Consider the following 20,303-nt stretch of genomic DNA (forward strand, 5'->3'; position numbering starts at 1 on the left):
TCGCTCCGCCGCTCAGTGACGTGGCTCAGTGACGTGGCTCAGTAACGCCGCTCAGTGACGCCGCTCAGTGACGCCGCGTCGCCAGTTCCGCGCCTTGCCGCAGCGCTTCGAGCATGCTGCCTTCATCGGCGATGCCCTTGCCGGCGATATCGAATGCCGTGCCATGATCCACCGACGTGCGGATCACCTCCAGCCCGACCGTCACGTTGACGCCCGCTTCGAGACCCAGCACCTTCACGGGACCGTGCCCCTGGTCGTGATACATCGCGACGACGAGATCGAAATCGCCGCGTCCTGCGCGATAGAACAGCGTATCGGCGGGCAGCGGGCCGGTCACGTCGAGACCGCGTTCCTGCAGCACCTTGACAGCCGGGATGATTTTCTCTTCTTCCTCGCCATAGCCGAACAGACCGTTCTCGCCCGCATGCGGATTGATCCCGCACACGCCGATGCGCGGCTTGGCAATGCCCGCCTTGATGAGCGTCGCGTTGCCGCGCTCGATGGTGCGCTGGACCAGACCCGGCTCGATCTTGCGGATGGCGTCGATGATGCCGATGTGCGTCGTCACGTGGATCACGCGCAGTTGCGGCGCGACCAGCATCATCGAGACCTCGTCGACGCCCGTCAGGTGCGCCAGCATTTCCGTGTGGCCGGGGAACTTGTGGCCGCCGGCATGCAGCGCTTCCTTGTTCAGCGGCGCGGTGCAGATCGCGTCGATCTGGCCGGCCTGCGCGAGTTCGACCGCGCGCGCGATGTACTGGTACGCGGCATCGCCCGCGACGGCGGACAACTGGCCGAACGGCAGATCATCGGGAATCAGGCCGAGGTCGATGCAATCGATCGTGCCGCGCTGATATTGCGCTTCCGGCGCGCCCTGGATGCGTCGCACGCTGGCGCTGACACCGGTGAGTTCGATCGCGCGTTCGAGGCGGCGTGCATCGCCGATCACGAGCGGACGGCACTGTTGATAGACCGCCTCGTGCGCGAGGCTCTTGACGACGACTTCCGGACCGACGCCGCTTGCGTCGCCCATCGTGATGCCGATTACGGGGAGGTAGTTGCTCATGATGTTTCGTCTGGATTCGGGGTGAATTCGGTTACTGGCGCGCGACGGGAAGATCCGCGCCGCGCAAGTGCAGGTAGGCGCCAAGCAGCGCATGCTCGCTGCCGAACGCGCCCGCCTTGGTGACGATGGCCGGCCCCGCGCCGTTCGCGGGCCGGCCGAGCGCGACGCCGGCTTCCACCTCGCGCAGCAGTTCGAGGCTGCCGACACGGGCGGCGGCGAGCATCGCGCGGGCCGTTTCGCCGCCGGTCGCGATCAGGCCACCCAACTGGTCGAAGTGCGGCGCGACGAGCGCTGCGAGGGCGTTCGACAGAAGCGCGCCTTCGGCTGGATCGAAGGCATCGTCGCGGCCGATGCGCACGATCGCGTCCTCGCGATCCCGCACTGTTCGGCCAATGCGTTCATGCCACGCCTGCCACTCCGGATGACGTGCGCCGTCGCGGAGAACGGCGGGCGGCACGATCATCTCGCGGACGCCGGCGTCGGCGCCGAGCAGCGCGCACTGGCGCTCCGAGATCGCCGAGAGACTGCCGACCAGCGCGAGGATCGGGCCTTGCGTGCCGTCGAACGGACGGGCGGCGCGGGGATCGGCCTCGGTGGTGAAGAGATTGGGCAATGCGGCGAGTTCGCGCGCGAGGCCGCCCGAGCCGACCCAGAAGAACGACGCATCGAGCGCCGCCGTCACGCGGGCGAGCGAGGCAAGGTCTTCACTGGTCTCGGCATCGACGACGATGGCATCGACGCCGTCCGCCGAAGCCGCCGCCGAGATCACCATCGCCGCGACATCCTGCGGCGCGGCGCGAAACGCTTCGAGCGACACATGCGCGACGCGCAGTCCCACCTTGTCGAGCATCGCGCGTAGTTCGGGGTTCTGCCCGGCGTGTTCCAGCTGCCAGGTTTCGGTTTCTTCGAGCGGCACGCCGCGCACGATCACGCGGCCATCGCGCACCGCGCGGCCTGTCGCCGGAAAGGCGGGCGAGACGATGGCCGGTCCCGCGAGCCGCGCGAGCGCCGCCACTTCGGCGGTCCAGTTGCCGCGCAAGGTCGAATCGATCTTCTTGTAAAGCCGCCGGCCCGGCGCGCGCAGCGCTTGCCACGCAGCAGCCACGCGCTGCGCGGCTTCGGCGGGCGCGAGACGGCGCGTGTCGGTATCGGCGGCGATCACGGCTGCATCCTGATGCGGCGCGTTCGCGTCGAGTGACACCACCGTTCTGCGGCCCGCCGCCGCGAATGCGATGGCGCAGTCGGCGGCGCCGGAGAGATCGTCGGCGACGATCAGCAAGCTGTTCATTGCGTGGCCTCGCGTGTCTTCGCGGTGGCGCGCGCCTGGTCCCGGGCGTTGGCGCGTTTCGCGATCGACGCTGTCAGGATCGGCGAGACGATCGCCGTCACCACCACACAGGCCGCCACCAGCAGCGTCGCCGATTTGGCCGCTTCGTTATAGACAGGATTGGCCGCTGCGATCAACGCCGGTACCGCCGCCGCATTGCCTGCGGTATTCGCCGCCGCCGCGCCTGCGACACCCGTGCCGCCGGTGAGGCGGTCGGCGAAATACAGCGGAATGCCCGTCACGATCACGACCGCGAAGCCCAGGCCAATGCCGAGTAGTCCCGCCTGCCACACCTTGTGCAGGTCGAGGCTCGCACCGAGCGCCAGCGCGAAGAACGGAATCATCACCGGCACGGCGCGGCCAAGAAAGTCGCGCATTTCACGGTCCAGATTGCCGAGCAGCATGCCCACCACCAGCGGCAGGATGCTGCCGCCGAGCGACGGCCACGGAAACGCGGACAGGCCCGCGACGCCCAGCGTGACCATGGTCAGGAACGGGCCGGATTCGAGCGACATGATGGTGTACGCACCCACGTCCTCCGAGCGGCCGTATTGGCCCATCAGCGCCATGTAGAGGCCGCCGTTGGTGTCATTCATCGCAGCGACGACGGCCAGCGTCGAGACGCCCGCGAACAGCCCGGAACTGATCGGCTGCTCGCCGAGGAAGTGCCCGAGCACGATGCCCGCGACAATCGCCGTCCCGACCTTGGTCGCAAACAGCGCGCCGCCCTTGCGCAGCAGGTAGGGCGTCGCCTTCACGTCGATGCCCGCGCCCATGCAGACATAGAACACCGCGAGAATCGGCAGCGAACCGGTGAACAGCGCGTTCGTGAACGAGCCGAAGAACTTCGGCATTCCCGGCGCGAAGGTCGCGATCAGCGAGCCGATCAGCAGCGGGACGATCATCATCCCGCCGGGCACGCGCTCGACGGCGCGTTTGATGTGAATCTGAGCCATGCATGTCTCCAAGTGGTTTCTGTCCGAATCACGCAGAATGTGACTGATTAGATCATTTTGGAGGGTAACGGTATCGTCCGCTTCGCGCAATTTGCGCATTGTGCGGGTTTTTACTGATCGTTTCGATCATTGCGCTTGAAAGAAGATGATCGAAACGATCAAACAGCAAGCATGCGGCGAGCCCGACGGGTTCGCTACACTGTGCGTCCCGCCGGGAAGCCATCGAATCAGGAAACAGGATGAAAGTAGAAAAACGCCGCGAAGCGATGCTCAAGGCCGTGCTGTCCGGCATGAACGACGTCGCCGCGCTGTGCGAGCACTTTGGCATGTCGGAGGCGACGGTGCGCCGCGACCTGAGCGCGCTCGCCGGCGAGCGGCGGCTCGTGCGCACCTATGGCGGCGCGGCTTCGGTGGGCATGCACGAACCGGAGGAATCGCTCGACACGCGTCGCGAGAGTTTCCGGGAACAGAAGGAAGCGATCGCCCGCGCGGCGGTGCGGCACGTGCAGGACGGCGACACCATTTTCCTCGACGGCGGCACCACGACCGCCGCGCTGGCACGTCTTCTTGCCGGGCGCACTGCCATTCATGTCGTGACCAACAATCTGCTCGCAGTGGGCGTGCTCGCGGCGGCGGACGTGCGCGTGACGCTGATCGGCGGCGATGTGCGGCCCTCCAGCATGAGCACGCTCGGGCCCATCGCGCAGGTGGGGCTGACGCGCGTCACGTTCGACAAGGCGTTCCTCGGCGCTGACGGCGTCGTGGCGGGACGCGGGCTGTGCGAAGCCACGGCGGAACAGGCGTTTCTGAAGGAATGCATCGTGGCGCAGGCGGCGGGCGTGTTCGTGCTGGTGACGTCGAACAAACTCGAACGCGCGAGCCAGCAGCACTGGACGCCGCTGGACCGCAACTGGACGCTCGTCACCGATGCGCTGGCCGAGGCGCCGCTGCTCGTCCGTTTCAGCGAGCGCGGCAATGTGACGGTGGAACGGGCGGCGCTTACGTCGAAAGAAGCGTGACCAGCGCGACTGCCGAGTCGCCCGCGAGCTGACCGCCATTGTTTTCCGCGAGCGCGACCTTGGCGCCCGGCCGTTGCCGCGCGCCGGCCTGGCCGCGCAACTGCTGCGTCAGCTCGACGATCTGCGCCACGCCCGTCGCCCCGACCGGATGGCCGCGCGACAGCAGACCGCCGCTCGGATTCACCGAAATCCTGCCGCCGATGCCGGTATCGCCCGAACGGATCAGCTTCGGTGCGTCGCCGGGCGCGCACAGGCCGAGGTTCTCGTAGTGGATCAGCTCGGCGGGCGCCGAGGCATCGTGCAACTCGACCACATGCACATCCTGCGGACCGATGCCGGCCTGTTCATACGCTTCGCGTGCGGCGCGCACGGCGACGAGTTCGCCCGTGCCGTCCGCTTTCGCCGACACGATCGAACTCGCGCGAATGAACACTGGGCGGATGTCGCGCCGTGACGCGAAGGACTCGGAGCAGATGAACACGGCCGCGCCGCCATCACCGATGGACGAGCACATGAACAGCGTCAGCGGGTCGCTCACCATGCGGCTCGACAGCACTTCCTCGACGCTCGTCTCCTTGCGGAACTGCGCATGCGGATTGAGCGAACCCGCATGACGGCTTTTCACGACGACCCGCGCGAAGTCGCTCGCTTCCGCGCCGGTCCTGGCCATCCACTTGCGCGCCTTCGCCGCATACAGATCCATGAACAGCGAGCCGGTGCCGGCCGTCACGCCTTCGGGCAGCGGCTCTTCGAGATCGACGGCCTTGGCGAACGCACCGAACGATACCGCCTTGTCCTCGTGCGAAAGCTTTTCCACGCCGACCACCAACGCCGTTTCCGATTGCCCCGACGCCACCGAGAGCCACGCGAGATGCAACGCCGAGCTGCCGGACGCGCACGCGTTCTCGACGTTGAACATGGGCTTGCCGTCGAGCCCGGTATGGCGCAGCGACGACTGCGCGCGGATCATCTCCTGTCCCGTGACGACGCCCGCCGCCGCATTGCCGAAGAACACGCGGTCCACGTCGTCCACGCCCACATGCGCGTCCTTCAGCGCGAGGGATACCGCCTCTTCCGCGAGCGACTTCAGGTTGCGTTCGAGAAACTTGCCGAATGACGTCATGCCGACGCCGCCAATCACCACGTTGCGCATCATTGCCTCCATTGCATTGAGATAAGGAAATCGGGTAAGCGAGTAAGCGAGTCTTAGTCGAGCGTCTTGCCGCGCGTTTCCGGCATGCGCGCATAGACGATGCAGCCGAGCACGCACACGACGGCCACGTAGATCCACAGGTAATCGACGATGCCGGCGTTGGCCATCGCGGTGACGATGGTCGGCAGCGTGCCGCCGAAGAGCGCCGCCGAGAGCGCATAGGGCAGCGCGACGCCGGTAGCGCGAACGTGCGCCGGGAACTGTTCGGCCATCACGGTGGCGCAGGTCGCCGCGAACCCCGACGAGAGCAGCATGCCGAGCGTGACGATGACGGTCGCGCTCCAGTAGTCGTTCGAGAGGAAGTGCAGCGCGGGCCACGCGAACAGCGCGGAGCCGGCGGCGAACGCGAGCAGCACGGGCTTGCGGCCGATGCGGTCCGACAGCATGCCGAGCAGCGGAATCGCGACGAGCGACACGACGATGGACACCACGCTGGCACTGAAGGCATCGCGCAGGGGAAGGCCGCGCATGTGGGCGAGGGTCGGGAACAGCACGAGCCAGAGATAGATGCAAAGGTTGCCCGCCATGGCGATGCCGATCACGCGGAGCGCCGCGCGCCGATGCTCGCGGATGATCGTGACGAACGGATGCCGCGTGTGCTGCCGGGCGGACGCGGTCTTTTTGAAGGCATCCGTTTCGGCGACGGCGAGGCGCACCCAGAGCGCCACGAAACCCATCAGGCCCGCGATCGCGAAGCCGATGCGCCAGCCCCACGCGGCCATCGCCGGGGCGTCGATGACCGACGTGAGCAGCGCGCCGATGGAGGCCGCCACGAGCACGCCTGCGTTGACCGCGAAGTGCTGCCACGAGCCTGCGAAGCCGCGTCGCGCCGGCGCCGCCGATTCCATCAGGAAGGTCGAGGCCGAGCCGAACTCGCCGCCAGCCGCAAAGCCTTGCACGAGCCGCGCGGCGACCAGCACGATGGGCGCCGCGACGCCGATCGACGCATGGCCCGGACACACCGCGATCACGAGCGAGCTGCCCGCCATCAGCGCGACCGAGAGTGCGAGGCCGTTCTTGCGGCCGTGCCGGTCGGCATAGGCGCCGAGCAGCGCGCCGCCGATGGGCCGCATCACGAAGCCGACCGCGAACACGGCGAAGGCCGCGAGCAGCGCGATGCCGGGATTGTGCGCGGGAAAGAACTGCCGCGAGAACAGCGACGCGAAGGTCGCGTAGATGATCCAGTCCGTGAACTCGACGATGGTGCCGAGCGTGGCCGCGACGATCGCTTTCTTCTGCGTTCGGTTGAGTGGCGTCGCGGCGGGTTCCGCGACTTGGGGCAAGGTGGTGTGCATGGCGGCGTCTCCGTGTGGGTATGTGTTGGACGCATCCTAGGTTCGGACCGGCGCGCGCTCAAACGACATTTTTTGCGTTGTCGATTGACTTCTTCTTAATCGAAAACGCCATCACGAAAACTCAATCAAGCGTGCAAAAAATGTCGTTTGAGCGCATGACAGGGCGCGGCCTACGATCGGGGCATTCATTCAAGGAGACAGCAATGAGTGCTTCAGCAAACGAGGTCGCCATCGTCACGGGCGGCGCGAAGGGAATCGGCTTTGGCATCGCACAGGGGCTGGCGCGCGACGGCAGGCGCATCGTACTGTTCGACCGCGATCGTGCGGCGCTCGACGACGCGGCCACGACGCTCGATGCCGCCGGCGTCGACGTCATGGCGCTGGCCGTCGACGTGACCAAGGGTGACTCGGTCCGGCAAGCCGTGGAGAGCGTGATGGAACGCCATGGACGCATCGACGTGCTGGTGAACAACGCGGGCATCGTGCGCGACAAGCGCATCACCCGCATGAGCGACGACGACTGGGACACCGTGATCGACGTCAATCTCAAGTCGCAGTTTCTGTGTTGCCGCGCGGTGCTCGGACACATGAGCGCGGCACGTCATGGGCGCATCGTGAATATCTCGTCGCGCGCGTGGCTGGGCGGCGTGGGGCAGGTGAACTACTCGGCGGCGAAGGGCGGTGTCGTGAGTCTCACGCGCAGTCTCGCGCTCGAATGGGCACGCGACGGCGTGACGGTCAACGCGGTTGCGCCCGGCATCGTCGATACGCCGCTGTTCCAGGCCTTCGATCCCGCGCTTCAGGAGAAGCTGACGCAGTCGGTGCCGGTGCAGCGGATCGGCACGCCGGAGGATATCGCCGAAGCCGTGCGTTTCTTCGCGCGGCGCGAAGCGTCGTATATCACCGGCCAGACGCTGTATGTGTGCGGCGGGCGCTCGCTTGCGTCGCCGAGCGTTTGAGACACGGAGGCCATCATGACGATTCGCTATAGCGTGTCGGAACACGTCGCGGTGCTGACACTCGACCGCCCCGAAGCGCTCAATGCGCTCGATCTCGATACGCTCGTCGAACTGCGCACGCGTCTCGCCGATGCCCGCGACGACGATGACGTGCGCGTGATCGTGATCACCGGCGCGGGCACGAAGTCGTTCTGTGTCGGCGCGGATCTCAAGCGCAGCTTGCCGCCTTCGACCTCGTTCGGCGCGTCCTTCGTCAAGCCGCTCGAACGCGCCGGCGCGGAGGGCATCTACGTGCGCCTGATGGAACTCGGCTCGCTGCGCATCTTCAAGCCGCTGATCGCCGCGATCAACGGTTATTGCCTCGGCGGCGGTCTCGAGCTGGCCCTGCAATGCGACCTGCGCATCGCATCGAAGAGCGCGGTGTTCGGCTTGCCGGAAGCCGTGGTCGCCAGCATTCCGGGCGTCTGCGGCATTCAGGCATTGCAACGCGCCGTGCCGTCCGCCATCGCGATGAAGATGCTGCTCACCGGCGGCAGGATCGACGCGGCCTATGCACACCAGGTCGGTCTCGTATCCGACCTGACGGAACCCGAAGCGCTGCTGGAAGAGAGCCTGCAACTCGCGCGCACGATCGCCGCGAACGGACCGCTCGCCGTGCAGATGATCAAGAAGGTCATCGAGACCAGCGCCAACGTCCCGCTCGCGCAAGCACTCGAATTCACGGAGATGGCGTGGGGCGCATTGCGTGATTCGGAAGACCGCATCGAGGGGCGCAAGGCGTTCGCGGAAAAGCGCGCGCCGCGCTATGCCGGGCGCTGATGCGTCAGCTTTGCGCGTCGTCGCCGCTGGACAGCAGCCAGGTGCGGAACGCGGCGAACTCAGGACTCGAAAGATGAGCAGGCGGATAGATCAGGTAGTAGGTGAACGCGCCGAGATCGAGCACGAAGGAAAACGGCATGACGAGCGTGCCCGCGCGCAATTGATCGGCGACCAGCACGCGCTGCGCGATCGCGATGCCATGGCCCTGCGTCGCGGCGAAGTACGCAAGGATCGAGCTTTCGTAGGAGAGCCCGCCCAGCGGATTCACGCCGCGCACGCCGGCCGCGTCGAGCCACTTGGCCCAGTCTTCCGGACGCGCGAGCGAATGCAGGAGCGGCACCTGACGCAGCGCTTCAGGCGTGGCGTCGTTGAGGTCGGGATGCGCGTGCAGGAAATCCGGGCTGCATACCGGCACGAGTTCGTTCGGCACCAGGCGGTCGAAGCCGAACTCCGAGGACGGTGCGTGGGAAAGGCGGATCGCGGCGTCGACGTCCTCGGAGTTGAAGTCGACCGGCTGCAACGAGGTGGTCAGGCTGACTTCGATATCCGGATGATCGCGATGAAACGTCGACAGACGCGGCAGCAGCCAGTTCATCGAGAACGTTGTATAGGCGCGGATCTTGAGCGTGCGGCGGCGCCGCGCCTCGGTGAGATTCACGGTCGCGGCACGCAGCGTCTCGAAGCTGCGGATGACGTCGGCGAGATAGCGCGAACCCATCGGCGTCAGCGTGATCGCGCGATGGCCCCGCTCGAACAGCAGTACGCCGAGCTGGTCTTCCAGCAGCTTGATCTGCCGGCTGACGGCGGCAGGCGTGACGTTCAGCTCGTCGGCGGCGAGCTGGATGCTGAGCAGCCTTCCGCAGACTTCGAAGGCGCGCAGGGCGTTGAGTGACGGAAGGGTTCGCATCGAAAAATGGTAGCAATGCGCGCGCGGGCGCGCCAGCCGTGAAGACACGGAGAAGGAGACGATCATGCTGAACGGTTTGCGGGTTCTCGCGTGCGGCGCGCGCGATGCGGTGCGCTTGTGCGCGGTCCTGCTTGAACAGGCGGGTGCGTGTGTCGAGTTCGACAGCGCGGATGGGACGGGTTACGACGTCATCGTGATTTCCTCGGATCGCGGCGAGACGGACGGGATCGCCGGATGGAAGGCGGGAGGCGTGCACATCGTGTGCGATATCACCGCGACCGGGCCGCAGGATTCGCGCGCCGGCACGTCATGGACGGACGCGCAGATCCAGGCGATGAGCGGCCTGATGGACACCACCGGTTTCACGCAGGGCGCGCCGGTGCGGATCGGCATTCCGCTGACGGAGATATCGGCGGCGCTGTACGCGGCGGCGGCGATCGCCGCGGCGGTGCGCGTGAAGCGCCTGGGCGGCGGGGTGCAGAACATCGACGTCACGCTGAGCGGCTGTGCGGCCAACGCGCTCACCACCTTCCTGCCCGCCGCCTTTGCGCGCCGCGCGGCGGGACGCGTGGGCAACCGCCATCCGGCGAGCGCGCCGTGGAACGCGTATCGGACGCGCGACGGCTGGATTCTCATCTGCACCAGCACCGACGAACAGTGGCGCAAGCTCAGGGCGGCGGCGAACGTGGCGCTGCTCGATGATGCGCGCTTCGCGACGCTCGCGGGCCGCGTGCGTCACGTCGACGAACTCGACGCGCTGCTCGAAACCTGGACCACGACGCTCGGCACCGATGAGTGCGTGGGCGTGTGCGAGCGTATCGGCGTGGCGGCGGGACCGATTGTCGGCATGCACGAGCTGGCGGCCGAGCCGAATTTCCGCCTGCGTCACGCGGCGGCGGCACGGGCTATCGAAACGGCGGGCGTCGATGCGCAGACGTATCGGCAGGTGCCGATTTTTGCGGCGTCGCGATTGAGCGAAGCGCGCAACGTTGCTCGGCCGGAGCGGCCGGAGCGGCCCGCGAGCGGCAACCCGGCGCCGCTTGCGGGCGTGAAGGTGATCGAGATCGGCCAGTACACGACGGCGCCGCTCGTCGGCAAGCATCTGGCGGCACTCGGCGCGGATGTCGTGAAAATCGAGCCGCCCGATGGCGAAGCCGCGCGCGCGTGGGCGCCGGGACAAGGCGGCACGAGCTATTTCTTCGCGCTGAACAACACGGACAAGCAGACGCTCGCGCTCGATCTCAAGCAGGACAGCGACCGCGCTCACTTGCGCGAATTGCTTGCGGACGCCGACGTGCTCGTCGAAAACCTGCGGCCTGGCGCGCTCGCCAAACTCGGCTTTGCGCGCGAGACGCTCGGGGCCATCAATCCGGCGCTCGTCTATTGCTCGATCTCGGGCTTCGGGATGACGACGGCGTATCCGTCGCGGCCGGCATTCGACACGGTCATCCAGGCGATGAGCGGCCTGATGGACCTGACCCGCAGCAACGGCGTACCGGTGAAGATCGGCGCGTCGGGCGCGGACATTCTCGGCGGCCAGGCCGCGTTGTTCGCGATCCTCGCGCGGCTGGCGGGGCGTGCATCGGGCACAGGCGCGTTCATCGAGATATCGATGCAGGACGTTGCCGCGTGGTGCGCGTTGTTTGCGGCGGGCCGTCCGTCCGTGCATGGCGAAGTGCTCGCCTGTCTGGACGGCCATGTATGGATCGAACGCGACGCGTCGGATGCGGAGCGCTCGCGGTGCGCCACGCTGCCGAAGGCGCTGGCCGCGCAGCAGATGGCGTGCGCCGTGCCGGTGGTACGCGTCGACGAATTGCTGCAGGACGGCGACTTTCTCGCCGACGTGCTCTCCGCCGCGCGCGATGAGCACGGCGCCTTCTGGCCCGTGCTGAAGCCGCCTTATCGACTGGCGAAGACGCCTGCCTGCGTGCGCGGCATTCCCGGTGCGCCGCGACGTGTGAGTGACGTCAGCCCCGTCCCGCCAGCGCCAGCACGCGTTCCAGTTCCGGAAGATCGACCGGCTTGACGAGATGCGCGTCGAAGCCCGCGGCGCGGGTGCGTGCCCGGTCTTCATCCGATCCGAGTCCGGTCATCGCCGCGACGACCACGCGCGCGCCTTCGTCGCGCATGCGGCGGATCACGTCGAAGCCCGTCAAGCCGGGCATCGAGAGATCGAGCAGCACGACCTGCGGCCGTTCTGTCCCGAAGGCAGCCAGCGCCTCGGACCCGTCGTACGCAGGGCGCGCGCGATGACCGAGCATGTCCACGAGCAAGGTCATGCTGTCGGCGGAATCGCGGTTGTCGTCGACCACGAGCACGTCGAGCTGACGGGTCGCGGCCATGCCGGACGTCGTGCTCGCGGGCGCGCCGGCGGCCGGCGGCTCCGCGAGCGGCAGCCACAGCGAGAACGCGCTGCCCTGGCCCGTACCGCCGCTCTTCGCTTCCACATGGCCGCCGTGCAGCTCCGTGATCGCCCGCACGAGCGTCAGGCCGATCCCCAGTCCGCCTTCGTCCGGATGCGCGCCCGGCGGATGTTCCTGCACGAACAGGTCGAACACGATGGCGAGCGCTTCCGGTGAAATGCCGCGCCCCTGGTCGATCACGCGCACCATCACCGAGCCGCCGCGCGGGCCGACTTCGAGCGTGATGGTCGAGTCGGGCGGACTGAACTTCGACGCGTTGTTGAGCAGATTGTTGAGCGCCTGCACGAGGCGCGTGGGATCGCCGTTGACGTACAGCGGCTGCCCGCTGTCCTTCACGACGATACGCTGGCCGCGTGCGTCGATCAGCGGCTGGCTGGCCTCGACGCTCAGATGCACGACCGTGGCGATATCGATGATGTCGGTACTGAGGCGGATCTTGCCCGAGCTCACGCGGCCGGCTTCGAGGAGATCGTCGACGAGCCGCGTCAGATGCGCGAGCTGCCGGTCGACGATCTGGCGGCTGCGGATCACTTCTTCGTCGCTGGTGGCCTTGAGCTTGAGGATGCTGACCGCATTGCGGATGGGCGCGAGCGGATTGCGCAACTCGTGGCCCAGCAGCGCGAGGAATTCGTTCATGCGCCGGCTCGACGCCTCCAGTTCCTCCAGTCGCCGCCGCGCCGTCATGTCGCGCGTGATCTTGACGAAACTTCGTTCGCCGCCCGAACCGTTCGGCAGCGCGCTCAGCATCACGTGCGCCCAGAATTCCGAGCCGTCGCGGCGCATGTGCCAGTCTTCGTGTTCCACCCGGCCGCGTTCGGCGGCCAGCATGAGGTCGTCCATGGGACGGTCGCGGCCGTGTTCGTCCGACGTGTAGAACAGCGCGAAATGCCGGCCGATCGCCTCGTTGGCCGTGAAGCCGTAGATGGCGCGCGCGCCCTCGTTCCAGGAGCGCACGTAGCCGTTCTGGTCGAGCATGCAGATGGCGTAGTCGCTGACCGAATCGATCAGCAGCCGCAGACGTTCGTTGGCCTCGCTGGCGCGCCGGCGGTCGGTGATGTCGTGCACGAAACAAGCGAACTGGCGCTGGCCTTCGTACCAGACTTCGCTGATGGTGAGTTCGGCGGCGAATTCGCTGCCGTCGCGGCGCAGCGCGGGCAACTCGACGCGCCGGTTGATCATGCGCGCTTCGCCGGTGGCGAGATAGCGCGTGAGCCCGGCACGGTGCCCGTCGCGCAGACGTTCCGGCACGATCAGCGCGGCCAGTTCCCGGCCCGCCGCTTCGGACGCTTTCCAGCCGAACAGCAGCGCGGCGGCCTCGTTCCAGTCGACGATCATGCCCGCTTCGTCCATCGACACGAACGCGACGTGCGCGTTATCGAGGACGGTCTGGCGGCGGCGCATGGCGTCGGCGAGTTTCTTTTCGTACTCGAGCCGCAGCGACGACTCCACCGTGAGGTCAGCGGCGACGCTCGCGTTTTCCTTCAGCAGCTTGCGGTTTTCCTGCGCAATGTCTTCGCGCGCGATGGTTTCCGCGATGCACGCGCAAAACGCATTGAGAATGCTGATGTCGGACGGGCCGAAGAAATCCGTCTGCCCGGAAATCAGTTTCAGGACGGCCACCGAACGGCTTTCGTAGATGACCGGCGCGACGACCATCGACACCGCGCCGACGGCCTCGCAGGCGGCGCGGTCCACGCGATGATCCGTGGCGGTATCACGGCAGATGAGCGCCTGCTGCCGTGTGATGCACAGGCCGGACAGACTGCCGGCGGTCGGCAGGCGCACGCCGATGTGCGCGGCCGCCGCGCCGCTTGCCGCCTGGTAGACGAGCTCCTCGCCTTCGATCCATTCCACCACCGCCGATGCGACGCCGGCGACTTCTTTCAAGGTATCCGTGACTTTTTGCAGATAGGCGGACAGCGGCAGCCGCGAATGCGCGAGGCTGGCGAAGGTGGCGAACCAGCGCTGGAAATGCGCCTGACGCCCGTCTTCCGCCGTGTTGCGCTTTTCTGAAGTCGATGCCTCGGATTGAGTCCGCATGAGCCGAATATCCAATCGATGATTCGCAAGGGTTATTGCGAAAGTATCGTGGGGGTTTAAACAGATAATCAGATCAATTGGAACACAAAACCGCGACCAAACGTTTGCTCTTTTAGGGTTTTTATTAAAAGGGATCGGGAACGGGCGTTTCGCGAAAATCGTCAGGGCGCATGGTTGCGCCCTTTTGCGAAAGCCCCAATTCGAGACTCTTTTATTCAGTTGCCCATTGCTGCGCGCATTCGGCCGCGAAATCGCGGTACGGGCGCGGCGCGCGTCCAAGCAATTCGGACAGGCGTTCAATTTCGTGCGGGTTCGCCACGGCGCCGTCCCGCTGGTAGCGCTGCATCATGAGCCGCATGTCGTAGGCAAGCCAGGCAGGTGCGGCGCCTTTCATCCGCGCTTCGAAGGTGTCGAGATCGTCGCCGCCATAGTGAATTTCGCGGTTCAGCGCGGCGCTCCAGATCGCGGCGATGCTGTCCGCCGTCAGCGCATCCGGTCCGACGAGTTCGTAAGTGACGTGCGGCAGCGGATCCGCGCTGCGTTCGCGCCGCAGCAGTTCACGCGCGGCGGCGTCGCCGATATCGCGCACATCGACCATCGAGATGCCTTTCGCGCCGATCGGCATGCCGTAGACGCCGTGCGTCAGAAGCGCCTCCTTCATGCGCGCGTCGTTCTGCATGAAGTACGCGGGGCGCAGGACGGTCGCGGGCAGACCGGTCTGCTCGATCATGCGTTCCACCGCATGCTTGCTGATGAAATGCGGCACGTCCGCATAGGCCTCGCCCTTGAACACCGACAGATACACGATGCCTCGCACACCCGATTCCCGCGCGATGCTCAGCGCCTGCAATGCCTGCGTCAGTTCGTCTGCCGCGTTGGGCGCGAGCAGGAACAGGGTGTCGACGTCCTGCAATGCGTCGCGCAGTCCGCCGATATCGCCGAGTTCGCCTTTTATGGGTTCCACGCCGGCGGGGAATTGCGCGCGCTCCGGCGAGCGCGTCAGCGCGCGCACACTCGCGCCGCTGCCTTGAAGGTGGCCAAGAACCTGGGTGCCGATCACGCCGGTGCTGCCCGTCACGAGAATGGTCATTTCGAAGCTCCTTACTGAATGGGTTTGGACGCTGCTACGATAATCGTTCCGCTTTAGCATCGATAGACCTCGGTTCGAGACGCTTCGTCTCGCAAATGGAACGAACATGGACCTGATCGCACTCGTCGATTTCAATGCCGTCGCGCTGCATGCCGGTTTCGGCCCGGCGGCGCGCCAGACCGGCCGGCCGAAGGCGACGTTGTCGCGGCACGTCGCCGAGCTGGAGCAGAGTCTGGGCGTGCGGCTGATCGAGCGCGGCGCGCGCACGCTGCGCCTCACCGAAGAGGGCCGCGCGCTGCATGAACGCACGCGCGGGCTGCTGGCCGAGATCGACGATGCAGGCGCCGCGCTCGCCGCTCGCGCGCCCGTGCCGCGCGGACGCTTGCGCGTGAGCGCACCGATCGTATTCGCGCACGTGAAGTTGCCGGGCGTCGCGGCGCGCTTTGCGCGGGCCTATCCGCAGGTCGAACTGGAGATCGTGGCCGAGGATCGCGTGGCGGATCCCGCGCAGGACGGCTATGACCTCGTGATCCGTGTCAATCCCGGCGCCGATGGATTGCTCGTCGGACGCTGCGTGGCGACCGACCGGCGCGCGCTCGTCGCACCGCGCGGCTTCGTGGCGGAACCGGACGCGGTGACGTTGCCTGCGGTGGTGTTGGCGCGCACGGCGCACGAAGCGTGGCGGATCGAGCAACCGGATGGCGGCGCGCGCGCGATCACGCCCGAACCGGTGTTGCGGCTGTCGTCGTTGCTGATGGCGCGTGAGGCCGTGCTCCAGGGCGTCGGCGCGGCGTTGCTGCCGGGCATGCTTGTCGAAGCCGACGTGGCGGCGGGCCGCCTCGACCTGCTTGGATACGAGGCGGGGGCGCCCGTGGAGCTTTGGGCGCTCTATAGCTCGCGGCGTCTGTTGAGCGCGAAGGTTCGCGCGTTTATCGACATGCTGAAAGCGGGTCACGACGCGTGAATTTGCGTCTTGTGAGCATTGATGTAGGGCTTTGAATTAACTGAAAACAGTGTGATCTGGATTAATGATGCTTACTGGCATTGATTAATTCGGATACCTGTTCTTGACAGCGTGCGCACTCTGAAGAATTAAGAATAGTCGCGTTCAAACGCATGCAGTCGCGAGGATACATTGACAGTCGGTTGAACACGCAATCCGCGTGTTCCGCTTCAGATCGATTGTCGAGGTTTCATCGTGTCGAATGTCGGGTTACAGAATAGTGGAATGCTTGAGCGCAGCGCGGCGGACATTGCCGGGGCGGCGCTCGGCTCGAAGCGCACGATTACGCTGAGCGGGGCGGCGCTGCCTGTTGCGGCCACGGGTGAACCCGCGTTGCGCTTGCGGTCGATCAATGGCGAGGAAGTGCTTTCCCGGCTGTATGCGTACACCATCGAGTGCTCCACGCCGCTCGATTCGGTGATGCCGGCAGTGGCAGCGGCAAATCTCGACCGGAACGCGATGATCGGCAAGGAGCTGACCGTGTCCATCGAACTGGAGGGCATGGGGCTCGGCAGCGTGATGAATATCGGCGCGGGCGTGCGCGAGATCAGCGGCCTCGTCACGCATGCGGATTACGTGAGCCAGTCCGACCGGCAAGGCTTCTATCGGCTCGTCCTGCAACCCTGGCTGGTGCTGCTCGAACAGCGTTCCGACTACCGGATCTTCCAGCGCAAGACCGTGGTGGAGATCATCGAGGAGGTGTTCGAGAACTACCTGTACTCGTATGAAATGCGGCTGTCGGAATCCTATCCGGTGCTGGACTACCAGGTTCAGTATGGCGAAACGGATTTCGACTTCATCCAGCGGCTGATGGCGGAGCACGGCATCTACTGGTTCTTCGAGCACAGCCAGTCTTTTCATCGCATGGTACTGGTGGATCAGGTGGGCGCGCATCGGCCTGTTCAGAGCGCGGCGTATCAGACGCTTCATTATTTTCCGCCGGGGCACAAGACCGATGCCGAGCACATCAGCAGGTTCGAAGTCAACGGCAGTCTGCAACCGGGGCGCGTCACCACCAACGACTTCGATTTCAAGAAGCCGCGCGCCACACTGATCAAGCAGAACGAGCTGCCGCTGGAAACCGACCACAACCGTCTGGAGCGCTATGAGTGGCCGGGCGATTACACCGATCCCTCACACGGTGAACAGTTTGCGCGCTTGCGCATGGAGGAGTGGCGCGCGCAGGGAGAACGGGCTTCCGGTTCGGGCAATGTGCGCGATATCGTCTGCGGGACGACCTTCAGGCTCGAAGGCTTTCCGCACGAGACGGCGAACCGGGAATATCTGGTCATCGCGTCGAAGGTCATCGCTTCGGAACCGGATCAAACGAGCAACTCGGGCCACTACCTGTTCGTGGCCTCATTCGTCGTGCAGCCGTCCACGGTTGCCTTCAGGCCTTCGCGCAAGGACTATCCCAAGCCGCGCACCAGCGGCCCGCAAACCGCCATCGTCACGGGACCGGCGGGTCAGGAAATCTGGACGGATCAATACGGCCGGGTGAAGCTGAGTTTTCACTGGGACCGCTCGGGCGTGAAGGACCAGAACTCGTCGTGCTGGGTGCGCGTGTCGTATCCCTGGGCGGGCGGCGGCTATGGCGGCGTGAATATTCCGCGGATTGGAAGCGAGGTGATTGTCGACTTCGAAAACGGCGACCCGGACCGGCCGATCGTCGTGGGACGCGTTTATAACGCGGAGTCGATGCCGCCCTGGCCACTGCCGGCCAACGCGACGCAAAGCGGAATGCTGTCCCGCTCGATGAAAGGGGGCGTCGAGACGGCGAACGGCATCCGCATGGAGGACAAGCAGGGCGGCGAGGAACTCTGGGTGCAAGCCCAGAAGGACATGAACACGACGGTCAAGAACAACGAAACGCACAAGGTGGCGGTGGATCGCGAGAAGTCCGTGGGCGGGAACGAGACCACCACGGTCACCGGAACCCGCACCGAGACCGTGACGAAGGACGAGACCATCACGCTCAAGGCCAACCGCAAGCGCGAGGTGACGGATAACGACACGTTGATCATTGGCGGGGACCAGAAAACCGATATCACCGGCAAGCAGACGCATACGGTCAACAAGGATCGTGAATCGACGGTCGTGGGCATGGATACCTTCACGGTTCGTCAGAATCGCGAGGCCGAGGTTATCGGCACGGAGCGCGAAACGGTTCATCTGGCCAAGACTTCGGACTTCCTGAACGACCACACGGTGACCGTCACGGGTCATCAGGAGATCAGCGTCGGAAAAGGTCGGGACGTTCTGGTTACGGGTGATTTGCTGGTCACTTCCACGACGAAGATCACACTGCAGTGCGGCGCGTCCAGCATCACGATGAACAAGGACGGCACCATCACGATATCGGGCGTCAAGATCACATCAACGGGCTCGACCAGTCATGCGATCAGCGGCTCGGCCGTCACGTTCGACGGCTCGACCATCACCAGTAGCGCAACCGGCGAGCACACGGTTCAGGGCGCCAAGCTGAAGCTCAATCCTTGATGCCGGCGCCATGCAAGACTGGAAACCCACCAATCCGGTAGAGCGCCGGCTGATGGCCGCGCATGAAGACTGGCTTCGCTTCGCCCAAAGTCCTGCCGCGCGTCTGCTCTACTGGCATGCCAGTCCGGCCGACGTCGAACTGCTGAAGACCTTCTTTCAGGGGCAACGGGAGCTGTCGAATGCCGTGCTGGAATTGAGCGCGCCGTTCGAAGACGCGGATCAATACGTCACTGCGCTGACCGAAGAAGTCATCCGGTTCTATGACGCGCGTCGGGAGGGGTCTGCAAGGTCGGGCATCGTCGCTGACTGGCAGCCTCCCGAGCGGAATCGTGAGCCTGCTGCGCCTTACTTCCTGGCGATGCTTGGCAGTTTGATGCGCCATCACCCGGATGTGTTTCCCGGTGTGGTGCTCGTGCTGGTTCCCGAGCGCATCAAGAAACCCAAGGCGTTCGAGGCATGTCTCGAAAAACTGGTGCTCTTGCTGGAGGGTTCTTACGCCGAACTGTCCCGACGACTCAGGTTGGCGCTCTATGGATCCGAGCCGACGTTGCTCGACGGACTCGCGCGGCGGCAAGCTCATGCCGTGCACGTGATCCATGGACACTATCAGATGGATGCGTTGCCTCGGGAACTCGCCGCGCAATCGGGCGAGCGCGGGGCGTCGGGGCAGTTCAGGCGGTTGTTCGTCGAACTCTCGGAAAGCCTGTCGCACGAAGACCCCGCCCGCCTCGAACGCCTGCGTGCGGCCGCGCTGGCGGTGAGCGACGGCCGCCAATGGTTCGATCAGAGTGCGACCGTGCATCTGCTGGCGGGTGCAGCGTATCTCAAATGGGATGACCCCGAACGGGCGTTGCATGCGTATCGTGAAGCGGCCGCGTCCGGGCAGCAGGCGCGTGCTTTGGATGCTCCCGCGGGCAACAAGCTCATTCTCAACGGCTTGTTTGGCGAAGCGAGCGTGCATGTGATGGGCGAGCGCTATCTCGATGCCGCGCGCTGCTACGCCGGCGCGGCGCCATACGCGCAGGCGGAGAACGACGCCATCATGCTGGTCGAGGCCCATCGGATGCAGGCTTGGTGTCTCGATCGCAAACGCGAACGCGCGGCCGCGCTCGAAGCGGGCTTTGACGCGCTGAACGCGGGCATGGGCATCGATCCGGCTTTACGCGCGAACAGTAACCTGCCACTCGTGGTCGCCTGGATGCTGGCGCGCATCGACTGGCTGCACGCGCAGCGCAGTCAACTGGAAGGCGCGCTGCGCTCGCTCTATGGCGTCGACTGGAAACAGGCGGTTCAGCCGCTGCCGCCCGCTGAAGTCTCGGCCCGCCTGTCAGCGCACGACCCCGACAACAATGACGTGAACGCCGGGGCGCAGGCGACATGACGATGTTGGCCGTGAACCACCTGACGCCGGTGGTCGGCATCGACGTGCATTGGGTCAATCTCCCGCCGTCGCCCGCGCCGGTTCCGCTGCCGCACCCGCACGTGGGCATGGTGCTGGATTTGCGCGAGTACGCGAATGCGGCGCTGGCGGTCATGGGCAGCATCGTGTTCAGCTTCGTCGAGGAGCAGATCGAGGCGTTCGTGCACGCCCATGAACAGCAGATCGCCGATGTGATGGGCAGCGATCTGGTCCAGTCGGGTTTGGGGGCGGTCGACGCCGTCATGAAGAACGATGTCGTCCAGGGCG

The 20,303-nt window shown here is 65.8% G+C and carries 16 protein-coding genes; 8 read left to right on the forward strand and 8 right to left on the reverse strand.

Translation table 11 applies throughout. From position 1 onward, the window contains the following. Positions 1-64 precede the first annotated feature (64 nt). The 3 genes from pdxA to QCE88_RS23710 are packed head-to-tail and all read right to left on the reverse strand — an operon-like array spanning position 65 to position 3,349. Positions 65-1,066 carry a 4-hydroxythreonine-4-phosphate dehydrogenase PdxA gene (gene pdxA / locus QCE88_RS23700; RefSeq protein WP_309906865.1) on the reverse strand — a complete coding sequence of 334 codons (1,002 nt, stop codon included), beginning with the start codon at positions 1,064-1,066 and terminating at the stop codon, positions 65-67. Between the two features lie 31 nt (positions 1,067-1,097). Continuing rightward, positions 1,098-2,354 carry a four-carbon acid sugar kinase family protein gene (locus QCE88_RS23705; RefSeq protein ID WP_309906867.1) on the reverse strand — a complete coding sequence of 419 codons (1,257 nt, stop codon included), beginning with the start codon at positions 2,352-2,354 and terminating at the stop codon, positions 1,098-1,100. After that, positions 2,351-3,349, reverse strand: coding sequence for a 2-keto-3-deoxygluconate permease (locus QCE88_RS23710; RefSeq protein ID WP_309906869.1), 999 nt, complete (start codon positions 3,347-3,349; stop codon positions 2,351-2,353). Before QCE88_RS23710 ends, QCE88_RS23705 begins: the two co-directional genes overlap by 4 nt. 239 nt (positions 3,350-3,588) lie before the next feature. On the opposite strand from QCE88_RS23710, the gene QCE88_RS23715 reads away from it, so the two are divergent. Then, complete coding sequence (locus tag QCE88_RS23715) at positions 3,589-4,368, forward strand: DeoR/GlpR family DNA-binding transcription regulator (protein ID WP_309906871.1); 780 nt, start codon at positions 3,589-3,591, stop codon at positions 4,366-4,368. On the opposite strand, the gene QCE88_RS23720 is transcribed toward QCE88_RS23715, so the two are convergent. Beyond that, positions 4,349-5,524: a thiolase family protein gene (locus QCE88_RS23720; RefSeq protein WP_409018207.1), complete on the reverse strand. Its 1,176-nt coding sequence runs from the start codon at positions 5,522-5,524 to the stop codon at positions 4,349-4,351. The genes QCE88_RS23715 and QCE88_RS23720 overlap by 20 nt on opposite strands. A 50-nt stretch (positions 5,525-5,574) precedes the next feature. Next, positions 5,575-6,876, reverse strand: coding sequence for an MFS transporter (locus tag QCE88_RS23725; RefSeq protein WP_309906873.1), 1,302 nt, complete (start codon positions 6,874-6,876; stop codon positions 5,575-5,577). 203 nt (positions 6,877-7,079) lie between these two features. Here QCE88_RS23725 and QCE88_RS23730 point away from each other — a divergent pair, with 203 nt between their 5' ends. Then, the gene (locus QCE88_RS23730) at positions 7,080-7,835 is read left to right on the forward strand and encodes an SDR family NAD(P)-dependent oxidoreductase (protein ID WP_309906875.1); all 756 of its coding nucleotides are present in this window, start codon (positions 7,080-7,082) and stop codon (positions 7,833-7,835) included. Between the two features lie 15 nt (positions 7,836-7,850). Then, the gene (locus tag QCE88_RS23735) at positions 7,851-8,654 is read left to right on the forward strand and encodes an enoyl-CoA hydratase-related protein (protein ID WP_309906877.1); all 804 of its coding nucleotides are present in this window, start codon (positions 7,851-7,853) and stop codon (positions 8,652-8,654) included. A 4-nt stretch (positions 8,655-8,658) separates the two neighbouring features. On the opposite strand, the gene QCE88_RS23740 is transcribed toward QCE88_RS23735, so the two are convergent. Next, on the reverse strand, positions 8,659-9,561 hold the full coding sequence (locus QCE88_RS23740; RefSeq protein WP_309906879.1) for a LysR substrate-binding domain-containing protein: 903 nt from the start codon (positions 9,559-9,561) through the stop codon (positions 8,659-8,661). Between the two features lie 64 nt (positions 9,562-9,625). On the opposite strand from QCE88_RS23740, the gene QCE88_RS23745 reads away from it, so the two are divergent. Next, positions 9,626-11,587 (forward strand): CoA transferase, encoded by a 1,962-nt coding sequence (locus QCE88_RS23745; protein ID WP_309906882.1) that lies wholly within the window; start codon positions 9,626-9,628, stop codon positions 11,585-11,587. Here QCE88_RS23745 and QCE88_RS23750 read toward each other — a convergent pair. Both QCE88_RS23750 and QCE88_RS23755 read right to left on the reverse strand, forming a co-directional pair. Continuing rightward, complete coding sequence (locus QCE88_RS23750) at positions 11,529-14,024, reverse strand: PAS domain S-box protein (RefSeq protein ID WP_309906884.1); 2,496 nt, start codon at positions 14,022-14,024, stop codon at positions 11,529-11,531. The two genes, QCE88_RS23745 and QCE88_RS23750, sit on opposite strands and share 59 nt — an antisense overlap. A 211-nt stretch (positions 14,025-14,235) precedes the next feature. Further along, entirely contained in the window at positions 14,236-15,114 is an 879-nt protein-coding gene (locus QCE88_RS23755) for an NmrA/HSCARG family protein (protein ID WP_309906886.1), read from the reverse strand. A gap of 106 nt (positions 15,115-15,220) precedes the next feature. Here QCE88_RS23755 and QCE88_RS23760 point away from each other — a divergent pair, with 106 nt between their 5' ends. The 4 genes from QCE88_RS23760 to QCE88_RS23775 all read left to right on the forward strand — a co-directional run. After that, positions 15,221-16,078 (forward strand): LysR family transcriptional regulator, encoded by an 858-nt coding sequence (locus QCE88_RS23760; protein ID WP_309906888.1) that lies wholly within the window; start codon positions 15,221-15,223, stop codon positions 16,076-16,078. Positions 16,079-16,342: 264 nt separating this feature from the next. Further along, positions 16,343-18,616, forward strand: a complete 2,274-nt coding sequence (locus QCE88_RS23765; protein WP_309906890.1) for a type VI secretion system tip protein TssI/VgrG — start codon at positions 16,343-16,345, stop codon at positions 18,614-18,616. A 10-nt stretch (positions 18,617-18,626) separates the two neighbouring features. Beyond that, positions 18,627-19,997: a hypothetical protein gene (locus QCE88_RS23770; protein WP_309906892.1), complete on the forward strand. Its 1,371-nt coding sequence runs from the start codon at positions 18,627-18,629 to the stop codon at positions 19,995-19,997. A 2-nt stretch (positions 19,998-19,999) separates the two neighbouring features. Beyond that, positions 20,000-20,303, forward strand: a 304-nt coding sequence (locus QCE88_RS23775; RefSeq protein ID WP_409018247.1) for a hypothetical protein, incomplete at its 3' end; no start/stop codon positions are given.

It is taken from the genome of Caballeronia sp. LZ035 (assembly GCF_031451175.1).
In the GTDB taxonomy this organism is placed as follows: Bacteria; Pseudomonadota; Gammaproteobacteria; order Burkholderiales; family Burkholderiaceae; genus Caballeronia.

What these genes read in the sequence shown, in the direction of transcription:
- QCE88_RS23705 (WP_309906867.1), bottom strand. Translation starts at nt 2,354, where the DNA reads ATGAACAGCTTGCTGATCGTCGCCGACGATCTCTCCGGCGCCGCCGAC.
- QCE88_RS23710 (WP_309906869.1), bottom strand. Translation starts at nt 3,349, where the DNA reads ATGGCTCAGATTCACATCAAACGCGCCGTCGAGCGCGTGCCCGGCGGG.
- pdxA (WP_309906865.1), bottom strand. Translation starts at nt 1,066, where the DNA reads ATGAGCAACTACCTCCCCGTAATCGGCATCACGATGGGCGACGCAAGC.
- QCE88_RS23745 (WP_309906882.1), top strand. Translation starts at nt 9,626, where the DNA reads ATGCTGAACGGTTTGCGGGTTCTCGCGTGCGGCGCGCGCGATGCGGTG.
- QCE88_RS23725 (WP_309906873.1), bottom strand. Translation starts at nt 6,876, where the DNA reads ATGCACACCACCTTGCCCCAAGTCGCGGAACCCGCCGCGACGCCACTC.
- QCE88_RS23770 (WP_309906892.1), top strand. Translation starts at nt 18,627, where the DNA reads ATGCAAGACTGGAAACCCACCAATCCGGTAGAGCGCCGGCTGATGGCC.
- QCE88_RS23755 (WP_309906886.1), bottom strand. Translation starts at nt 15,114, where the DNA reads ATGACCATTCTCGTGACGGGCAGCACCGGCGTGATCGGCACCCAGGTT.
- QCE88_RS23720 (WP_409018207.1), bottom strand. Translation starts at nt 5,524, where the DNA reads ATGATGCGCAACGTGGTGATTGGCGGCGTCGGCATGACGTCATTCGGC.
- QCE88_RS23750 (WP_309906884.1), bottom strand. Translation starts at nt 14,024, where the DNA reads ATGCGGACTCAATCCGAGGCATCGACTTCAGAAAAGCGCAACACGGCG.
- QCE88_RS23735 (WP_309906877.1), top strand. Translation starts at nt 7,851, where the DNA reads ATGACGATTCGCTATAGCGTGTCGGAACACGTCGCGGTGCTGACACTC.
- QCE88_RS23765 (WP_309906890.1), top strand. Translation starts at nt 16,343, where the DNA reads ATGCTTGAGCGCAGCGCGGCGGACATTGCCGGGGCGGCGCTCGGCTCG.
- QCE88_RS23730 (WP_309906875.1), top strand. Translation starts at nt 7,080, where the DNA reads ATGAGTGCTTCAGCAAACGAGGTCGCCATCGTCACGGGCGGCGCGAAG.
- QCE88_RS23740 (WP_309906879.1), bottom strand. Translation starts at nt 9,561, where the DNA reads ATGCGAACCCTTCCGTCACTCAACGCCCTGCGCGCCTTCGAAGTCTGC.
- QCE88_RS23715 (WP_309906871.1), top strand. Translation starts at nt 3,589, where the DNA reads ATGAAAGTAGAAAAACGCCGCGAAGCGATGCTCAAGGCCGTGCTGTCC.
- QCE88_RS23760 (WP_309906888.1), top strand. Translation starts at nt 15,221, where the DNA reads ATGGACCTGATCGCACTCGTCGATTTCAATGCCGTCGCGCTGCATGCC.